The 8,413-nt window shown below is 65.4% G+C and carries 7 protein-coding genes and 1 tRNA gene; 5 read left to right on the forward strand and 3 right to left on the reverse strand.

The genetic code is table 11. The annotated features are described in order from the left end of the window. Positions 1-77, forward strand: a tRNA-Met gene (locus B6V75_RS18265). 219 nt (positions 78-296) lie between these two features. Continuing rightward, positions 297-515, forward strand: a complete 219-nt coding sequence (locus B6V75_RS18545) for a hypothetical protein (RefSeq protein ID WP_146735162.1) — start codon at positions 297-299, stop codon at positions 513-515. Positions 516-719: 204 nt separating this feature from the next. On the opposite strand, the gene B6V75_RS18275 is transcribed toward B6V75_RS18545, so the two are convergent. Together B6V75_RS18275 and B6V75_RS18280 are read right to left on the reverse strand one after the other, a co-directional pair. After that, positions 720-2,639, reverse strand: a complete 1,920-nt coding sequence (locus B6V75_RS18275) for a DEAD/DEAH box helicase (RefSeq protein WP_088720662.1) — start codon at positions 2,637-2,639, stop codon at positions 720-722. Positions 2,640-2,782: 143 nt separating this feature from the next. Continuing rightward, the gene (locus tag B6V75_RS18280; protein ID WP_088720663.1) at positions 2,783-3,811 is read right to left on the reverse strand and encodes a cation transporter; all 1,029 of its coding nucleotides are present in this window, start codon (positions 3,809-3,811) and stop codon (positions 2,783-2,785) included. A gap of 163 nt (positions 3,812-3,974) precedes the next feature. Here B6V75_RS18280 and xylB point away from each other — a divergent pair, with 163 nt between their 5' ends. Beyond that, a complete protein-coding gene (gene xylB / locus B6V75_RS18285) occupies positions 3,975-5,411 on the forward strand; it encodes a xylulokinase (protein WP_088720664.1) in 1,437 nt (478 codons plus the stop codon). Positions 5,412-5,454: 43 nt separating this feature from the next. Here the strand turns inward: xylB and B6V75_RS18290 are convergent, their stop codons facing one another. Then, on the reverse strand, positions 5,455-6,378 hold the full coding sequence (locus B6V75_RS18290; protein WP_088720665.1) for an aldose epimerase family protein: 924 nt from the start codon (positions 6,376-6,378) through the stop codon (positions 5,455-5,457). A 312-nt stretch (positions 6,379-6,690) separates the two neighbouring features. Between B6V75_RS18290 and glpD the strand changes: the two genes are divergently transcribed. Together glpD and B6V75_RS18300 are read left to right on the forward strand one after the other, a co-directional pair. Next, positions 6,691-8,250: a glycerol-3-phosphate dehydrogenase gene (gene glpD, locus B6V75_RS18295; RefSeq protein ID WP_088720666.1), complete on the forward strand. Its 1,560-nt coding sequence runs from the start codon at positions 6,691-6,693 to the stop codon at positions 8,248-8,250. 21 nt (positions 8,251-8,271) lie between these two features. Then, positions 8,272-8,413, forward strand: a 142-nt coding sequence (locus B6V75_RS18300; protein WP_146735163.1) for an FGGY family carbohydrate kinase, incomplete at its 3' end; no start/stop codon positions are given.

Here is an 8,413-nt window from a genome sequence, read left to right on the forward strand (position 1 = left end):
CGCGGGATGGAGCAGCCCGGTAGCTCGTCAGGCTCATAACCTGAAGGTCGTAGGTTCAAATCCTACTCCCGCAACCACTTCTTCTAAGTCATAGCCATACGCTCACAGCCGCCTTCGGGCGGTGTCTTGCGTTGTGCTAAGCCCCCCAGAAGCAATGGGGAAGCAGGCGGAGTAGAATTCGACACCCCGCCCACACCAAGGCGGGGTTTGTCATTTGTGCCATCCCTCAATCCCAGGATCGCACCCAACTCGCCATAACGCTCAATCACATGGCCGCCGGGTGCGTCCGGATCCGGGTGCAGAACAACCTGCTCGATCGGGCCGCGCAGGATGGTCGTTGCTTCGCTGCGGCTATCCGCGTCATTGAGCGCTGCCGTCAGATCTTCCGCCTTGCTGCGGTAGATCTCGGCAAGCGCCGGGTGGATGATGACGGGATCGGGCGTTGGTATCGTGGCGAGCCTGTCCTGGATCGCCGAACTTACGGCGCTTACCTCGTCTCGGAGGCCAATAGTTGACCTGCACGGACGCATAGCAACACCAACCGGGCTTCGCTCGTGGCGGGCGAAAGACCCGTGACAGTGATATTAAGGGGCATCAGGACACGGAGGCTTCTGTCGCGCTCTCACAGTCAAAGGCGGTAAGGGGACGCTGACCCGGGCGCTTCTGATCTGGTACGAAAAAGGACCGCATCGCTGCGGGCCTTTTGTAGAATCATATCGTCACTTGCGCGGCTTTTTCGGGCCGCCGGGCTTGGGCTTTCCGCCTTTTCCCGGATGCGTCCCTTTGCCGGGGCCCGCGTATTTCGCGCGAGGTTTTTTCGGTTTCGCGCCTGCGCCGCCCTCGGGCTTGCGCTTTTTCGACGGGATATCCGCTAGGGCGGCAAAGACCGCCTCGTCATCCGGGCTCCAGCCGCTCGTCTTGGTATTGTCCGCCGGAGCGCCTTCAGTACGTGCGCCCTTGGGCGAGCCTTTGCGATGGGGCGCCTTGCCCGGGTGTTCCCCACGCTCGCCACGATGGGGCTTGCCCTGCGGTTTGTCGGCGCGACGCTTTTTCGGCGGCGGGCCGAAATCGGGTTCACCGTTGAGGGCGCGGGCCGTGATCTCGTCGGAGAGCTCGCCATCGGGACCAAGCGAGGCCGCGAACTTTGCGACGCTCTTCTCGGCAATCTCGACGAAGGTTTCGTCGTCGCGCACGCGGATCGCGCCGATGGCGGACTTCTCCAGATCGGCATGGCGGCGCAGGAGCGGCAGCAGCCAACGCGGCTCGGCTCGGTCATTGCGCCCGACCGACAGGGTGAACCAGCGGCTCGGGCCGAATTCCTGACGCTCGGACTGGCCCTTGGTGTCGGGCGGCAGAAGGTCTTCGGGCGGTGCGTTGCGCGCTTGCTGCAGGCGCAGGAAGGCGGCGGCGACAGCCTCGGCCCCGTGCCTGTCGAGCAGCTTGCGCGCGAACGCCGCCTGATCCTCGGTGATCGGCTCGCGCCAATCGGGATCGGTCAGCAGGCGCTCTTCGTCGCGCGCGATGATCGACTCGGCAGAGGGCGGCACCGTCCATTCCGCGTTGATCTTGGCGAATTTCAGCAGGCGCTCGGCGCGTTTGACCATGCGAGGCGGCACGATCAGCGCGGACATCCCCTTGCGCCCGGCGCGACCCGTCCGGCCCGAACGATGCAGCAGGCTCTCTGTGTTCTGCGGCAGATCGGCATGGATCACTAGGCTCAGGTTCGGCAGGTCGATACCGCGTGCGGCGACGTCGGTCGCCACGCAGACCCGCGCCCGCCCGTCGCGCATCGCCTGCAGCGCGTGGCTGCGTTCGGCCTGTGACAGCTCGCCCGAGAGCGTCACGACCGAGAGGCCGCGATTGCCGAGACGGGCGCTGAGATGGTTCACCGCCGCGCGGGTGTTGGCGAAGACGATGGCGCTTTCGTCATGATGAAAACGCAGCAGGTTGAAGATCGCATGATCGCTGTCCGAGGCCGCGACCTTCAGCGCCTTATAGGCGATGTCGGAGTGCTGCTGCGCGGTGTTGATCGTCGAGATGCGCTGCGCGTCGTTCTGGAACTGCTCGGCCAGTTTCGCGATCATAGGCGACACGGTGGCCGAGAACAGCAGCGTGCGGCGCTCTTCCGTCGCGGAGCCGAGGATGAATTCGAGGTCTTCGCGGAAACCCAGATCGAGCATCTCGTCGGCTTCGTCGAGCACGACCGCGCGGATGTCGCCCAGGTCGAGCGCGCCGCGGCGGATATGATCGCTCAGACGGCCGGGGGTGCCGACCACGATATGGGTGCCGCGCTCGAGGGCGCGCCGTTCCTGCCGCGGATCCATGCCGCCGACGCAGGAGCTGACGATGGCGCCGGTCTTGCCATAGAGCCAGCGCAATTCCTGCATGACTTGGAAAGCGAGTTCCCGCGTGGGGGCCACGACGAGTGCAAGCGGCGTGCCGGCCGGGCCGAAGCTTTCGGCCTCGCCCAGAAGGGTCGGCGCGATCGCGAGACCGAAGCCGACCGTTTTGCCCGAGCCGGTCTGGGCAGAGACCAGCAGGTCCTTGCCCGCCAGCGCGGGATCGGTTACCGCGTCCTGCACGGGAGTGAGAGTGTCGTAGCCGCGCTCGGCGAGCGCTGCGGAAAGGGAGGGGATCATCGGAAAGTCGTCCAAGCAATGACGTAAGGGACGGGCCGCTCTGCTTCTGGCAGCCCGTGCGGAAGGCGCCTGCATAACGGTCCTTGCGGCAAATGTATATTGCCTATTTCGCGAATCCGGCCCTGAGAGGCAAGAATCCTTGGTCAGGCGAGGACTTGCAGCACCACTGCCGAGGCGTAGATCGCGACCAGAAGCAGGCTCTCGATCCCGATCCGGGCCGGCCCGTCCTTCTGCCGCAGGATCAACCCGCCGAGCAACACGCCCGTCATCATCAGTCCCGTCGCCAGCCAGTACAGATCCGGCATCGAGACTGCATGGTAGAGCGACCCCTCGCGATACGCCCCGTCCGAGAAGACTAGGAACAGCGTGTCGAAGGTGTTGCCGCCGATAATGCCGCCGATTGCCAGTTGCAGTGCGCCGCGGCGGACCGCCGTCAGCGTCGTCACCAGTTCCGGCAGCGATGTTACCACCGCCGTCAGCAATGCGCCTACCAGCGAGGAGCTGAGGTTGAAACGTGTGACGAATTCCCGCCCCGCTTGCGAAATGACCCAGCCGCTGAGGCCCATGACGACGACGAGGCCGACGAAGACGAGGATCGGCCCGCGTGGTGAACGGTTCCTCTCTTCTTCGTCCTCGGGCTCGTCATGGCGGGTCTCGCGGGTTTCGACCGGTTTCCACATCGGCGTTTCCGACACCTGGGCTGCGAGCTTGGTGCCGCCGAGATAGGCGAGAAACAGGATCACCGAGGCCGGGCTGATGCCCCAGATCGCGTAATCGGGCGCGGCGGTCGCGGCGAGCGGGATCGAAAGCAGCACGATCAGCATCACCGCCTGAAACAGGTTGGCAGGCTCCGCCGCCGAATGTTCGAGATTGGCCCGCCGGTGCAGCATGTCGGCCAGCGCCAGAAAGAAGGTCTGCGCGGCGATCCCGCCAACGGCGTTTGAGAAGGCGAAACTCGCGTCCCCTTGTGCGGCTACCGAGACGGAGACGACGATCCCCGACAGCGAAGTCGCGGCGCCCAGAACGATCCCGCCCGCCAGCGCCTCGCCGATGCGGGTGCGATCCGCGATCACGTCGGCCAGCCCGGTCGCCTTGATCGAGGAGATGACGACGATCAACCCCGCAAGGGTGAAAGCGCCAAGCAGAAGAGGGGTCGAGAGAGAGGCGATCATCCAGGCTCCGGGGTCACTGTTCGAAAGGCAACCGCGCAATGCGCTCACGGTTCCGTTATGCGGTGCGACGGACGGGCACATTCGTGTGGGGTCGAGGAGTCGACATGCCCGCCAGAGACGTTAGGGTCGGCGCGAGACGAGTAGCGCGCGCGGGAGGACAAGCATGTTTATCGGATTGGATCTGGGCACCTCGGGGCTGAAGGGCCTCTTGATAGACGATGCGCAGCGCGTGGTGGCCGAGGCGACGCATCCCCTCACCGTTTCGCGCCCCCATGAAGGCTGGTCGGAACAGAATCCCGCCGAATGGGTCGCGGCGATGGAGGCGGTGCTGGGCACGCTCGCGCAGCATGACCTCTCGTCGGTGCGCGGTATCGGGCTTTCCGGGCATATGCATGGCGCGACGTTGCTGGATGCGCAGGACGCGGTGCTGCGGCCCTGCATCCTGTGGAACGACACTCGCGCCCACCGCGAGGCGGCGTCCGTCGACGCCGACCCGCAGTTCCGCGAAATCAGCGGTAACATCGTCTTCCCCGGCTTCACCGCACCGAAGCTGGTCTGGCTTGCGAAGCATGAGCCTGAAATCTTCGCGAAGGTGGCGAAGGTACTGTTGCCGAAGGATTACCTGCGGCTCTGGCTGACCGGGGAACATGCCTCGGAGATGTCCGATTCCGCCGGAACCAGCTGGCTCGATACCGGTGCGCGTGACTGGTCGGACGCGCTTCTGTCGGCGACGGGGATGCGGCGCGAGCAGATGCCGCGCCTCGTCGAAGGCTCGGACGTGTCGGGCACGCTGCGCCCGCAGGCCGCGGCACGCTTCGGCCTCCCGGACGGTGTCGTCGTGGCCGGTGGCGGTGGCGACAACGCGGCTTCGGGCGTTGGCGTCGGCGTCGTGGCGGCTGGACAGGCCTTTGTCTCGCTCGGCACTTCGGGGGTGCTTTTCGCCGCGGACGACGGCTATCGGCCCGATGCAGCGAGCGCGGTGCACAGCTTCTGTCACGCCCTGCCTCAGACATGGCACCAGATGGGCGTGGTGCTGGCCGCGACCGACGCGCTGAACTGGTATGCGCGGCTTCTGGAGAGCGACGCCAAGCAGCTGACCGAGGGCCTCGGCCCGTTGCGGGCGCCGGGCAAGGCGCGCTTCCTGCCCTATCTCGGCGGCGAGCGCACGCCGCTGAACGACGCGGCGATCCGTGGGGCCTTCATCGGGCTTGAGCATGCGACCGATCGGGCGGCAACGACGCGGGCCGTGCTGGAAGGCGTGAGTTTCGCGCTTCGCGATTGTCGCGACGCGCTGGCTGGGACCGGGACGCGGATCGAGACGCTGCTTGGTGTCGGCGGCGGGACGCGTTCGCGATATTGGTGTGAGGCAATCGCGACGGCGCTCGATACGCCGGTGGCACTGCCGGTGGCGGGCGACTACGGCGGCGCCTTCGGGGCGGCACGGCTCGGCATGATGGCGGCGACCGGCGGCGGGTTGGAACTCGCACGCCCGCCCGAGATTGCCGCGACGATCGAGCCGGTGCCTGCGTTGCGCGCGGCGTTCGACGAGGGCTATGAGCGATATCGTCAAGCCGGTGCCGCGCTGAGCGGTTTGACCTGACCCTGCGCGCCGCGCCTTTTCCGCTGGCGTGGATTTCGCGGGCTCAGCCCGAGAACTGCAGGCGAATTCGGTTCACGTATTCCTTGCCGGGTTGCAGGATCGCGGACGGGTACTCGGGGTGATTGGGCGCATCGGGCCACGCCTGCGGCTCCAGACAGATCGCGTTGAAGCTGTCGCCCAATGGCGAAGTGTAGACCTGCAAGCCGGGCTGGTTGCTCAGCATCGTCATGCTGCGCCCCGAGGCCGGATCGTTCAGTGCCGCAATCTCGCGCATGGCGCCGGGACGCAGACAGAAGTTGTGATCGAAGCCTGCGCCATCCGGTCCCGGCACCGGGGCCGAATCGCGAAAGTCGAACCGGGTGCCTGCGACATCGCGCGGGGCGCCGACAGGCAATGTTTCGGAATCGATCTCCAGCACCTGATCGGCGTTGATCTTCAGCCGGTGATCGGCGATCGAGCCACCGCCGGCGAGGTTGAAATACCCGTGCGAGGTCAGCGAGACCGGGCAGGCCCGATCACAGCGCGCGCGATAGGTGATCGTCAGAGTGGCAGGGTCCGATAGCGCAAAGCTCGCCTCCGCCACGAGATTGCCGGGAAATCCCTGATCGCCGTCGCGGCTTTCGAGCCGCAGCGCCACCGCGTTGATCCAATGCGCCACGACCGTCCAGTCGCGCTGGTCGAAGCCCTGACCGCCGCCGTGGAGGCAGTTTCCGTTTTCGTTCGTATCAAGCTGGAACTGCTCGCCATCAAGCGTGAAGCGGCCGCCGGCGATGCGGTTGGAGTAGCGCCCGATTGTTGCGCCGTGGAAGCTGCGTGCGGTCTCTCCGGGATCGGGGCCGATAAGAATCTCGACCGGGCCGTCGGCGCCTGGCAGCACCAAGCTTGTCAGTCGTGCGCCTTTCGGGTCGATGCGGACCCGCATCCCCGAAGCAAGCCCGATCTCCAGTTCTGTTTCATGATCGAACATGCTCTTGTCCCGTCCGGTTCCCGATGCGACTTACCTTACGTAAGCCTCTTCGCACGTCACGACTTTAACCTCGATCAATCTCTTAGGCGAGTTAGCTACATCGTCAGTCGGCTGCCCGCCAAACGCGCTGAACGCCCCGAATCTCACCATACAGCAACGCTGGCGTTCCTTAAAAGTTTCGTGATCGGTGTGGAGAATTTGGGGGCGAGGCGTTTTCACGCTCGATTATGCGCGAAAAGTGTCTATAATTATCAATAACGAAAAATATCGCGCCTAATGGTGCAGAAGCGATGGGCGTTAGGAGTGCGCAGAATGTCACAGGCAGTAGACCTCTTCGTGATCGGCGGCGGCGTGAACGGCTGCGGGATCGCGCGCGACGCGGCAGGGCGTGGCCTCAGAGTGCGTCTGGCCGAGATGGGCGACCTCGCGCAGGCGACCTCCTCGGCCTCCACCAAGTTATTCCATGGCGGGCTGCGCTATCTCGAGTATCTCGAGATCAAACTGGTGCGCGAGGCACTGTCCGAGCGCGAGGTGCTGATCCGCGCGATGCCGCACATCTCCTGGCCGATGCGCTTCGTGCTGCCCTACAGCGCCGACATGCGTTTCGAGAGCGATACGCCCGTCTCGAAGATGCTCTCGACCGTGATGCCGTGGATGAGGGGCAAGCGCCCGTCCTGGATGATCCGCTCGGGGCTGTTCCTCTACGATCATCTGGGCGGGCAGGGGCTGTTGCCGGGTACGAAGCGGCTCGATTTGCGCAACACGCCCGAAGGCGCGCCGCTGAAGGATCAATTCGCTCATGCCTTCGAATATTCCGACGGCTGGGTGCAGGACGCCCGGCTCGTCGTGCTCAATGCGCGCGACGCCGAGGCGCATGGCGCCGACATTCGTGTGCAGACGAGGGTCGTCGAGGCGCATCGCGACGGCGGTCATTGGGTGATCGCCACCGAGGGGCCGAACGGGCGCGAGGAGCATTTGGCCCGCGCCGTGGTCAATGCGGGCGGCCCGTGGGTCGAGCAGATCCTGAAAGGTACGATGGGCAGCGCCAGCCGCGAGCATATCCGCCTCGTGCGCGGCAGCCATATCGTGACCCGCAAGCTCTACGATCACGATAAATGCTACTTCTTCCAGGGCACCGACGGACGGATCATCTTCGCGATCCCCTATGAGCAGGAGTTCACCCTGATCGGCACGACCGAGGCCGCGCATGAGGATTCGCCGCTCGCCGCCGAATGCACCGAGGCCGAGCGCGATTACCTGTGCGAATTCGCCTCCGAGTATTTCAAGCAGGAAGTTACGCCCGACGATGTCGTCTGGACCTATTCCGGCGTGCGCCCACTCTATGAGGACGGCGCGAGTTCTGCGACCGCGGCGACGCGCGAATACGTGCTCTCGCTCGATGCCCCGACGGGCCAGCCGGCGGCGCTGCATGTATTCGGGGGCAAGATCACCACCTATCGTCGTCTGGCCGAGGATGCGCTGGCCAAGCTGCGCCCGCATCTGCCCGGGATGGGCGGGCCGTGGACGAAAGACGCGCGTCTCCCGGGCGGCGATTTCGCCCCCGAAGAGGTCGAGGCCAAGATCGCCAAGCTCTCGCAGGACTACCCCTTCGTGGATCGCAAATGGGCCGAGCGGATGATCCGTCATTATGGCACCGAGGCGTGGGACATCTTCGGCGATGCCAAGGCGCTGGCCGATCTGGGCCGCGATTTCGGCGGTACGCTTACCGAGGCCGAGCTGCGCTGGCTCGTCGAGAAGGAATGGGCCCGCAAGGTCGAGGACGTGATCTGGCGGCGTACCAAGCTGGGCTTGCGGCTCGATGCCGATCAGGTCAACTCTGTCGCCGCGTGGCTGGAGGAGCACGCGGCCTGAGGCGCGAAACGGGAGGACTTCATGACCCATATTCTGGCAATCGACCAAGGCACCACGTCGTCGCGGGCGATCGTCTTTGACGGTGTGCTGCGCCCGGTGGCGAGCGCGCAGCAGGAATTCACGCAGCATTTCCCGCGTTCGGGCTGGGTGGAGCACGATGCCG

Source organism: Thioclava sp. F1Mire-8 (assembly GCF_002213165.1).
In the GTDB taxonomy this organism is placed as follows: domain Bacteria; phylum Pseudomonadota; class Alphaproteobacteria; order Rhodobacterales; family Rhodobacteraceae; genus Thioclava; species Thioclava nitratireducens.

What these genes read in the sequence shown, in the direction of transcription:
- B6V75_RS18290 (WP_088720665.1), bottom strand. Translation starts at nt 6,378, where the DNA reads ATGTTCGATCATGAAACAGAACTGGAGATCGGGCTTGCTTCGGGGATG.
- xylB (WP_088720664.1), top strand. Translation starts at nt 3,975, where the DNA reads ATGTTTATCGGATTGGATCTGGGCACCTCGGGGCTGAAGGGCCTCTTG.
- B6V75_RS18275 (WP_088720662.1), bottom strand. Translation starts at nt 2,639, where the DNA reads ATGATCCCCTCCCTTTCCGCAGCGCTCGCCGAGCGCGGCTACGACACT.
- glpD (WP_088720666.1), top strand. Translation starts at nt 6,691, where the DNA reads ATGTCACAGGCAGTAGACCTCTTCGTGATCGGCGGCGGCGTGAACGGC.
- B6V75_RS18280 (WP_088720663.1), bottom strand. Translation starts at nt 3,811, where the DNA reads ATGATCGCCTCTCTCTCGACCCCTCTTCTGCTTGGCGCTTTCACCCTT.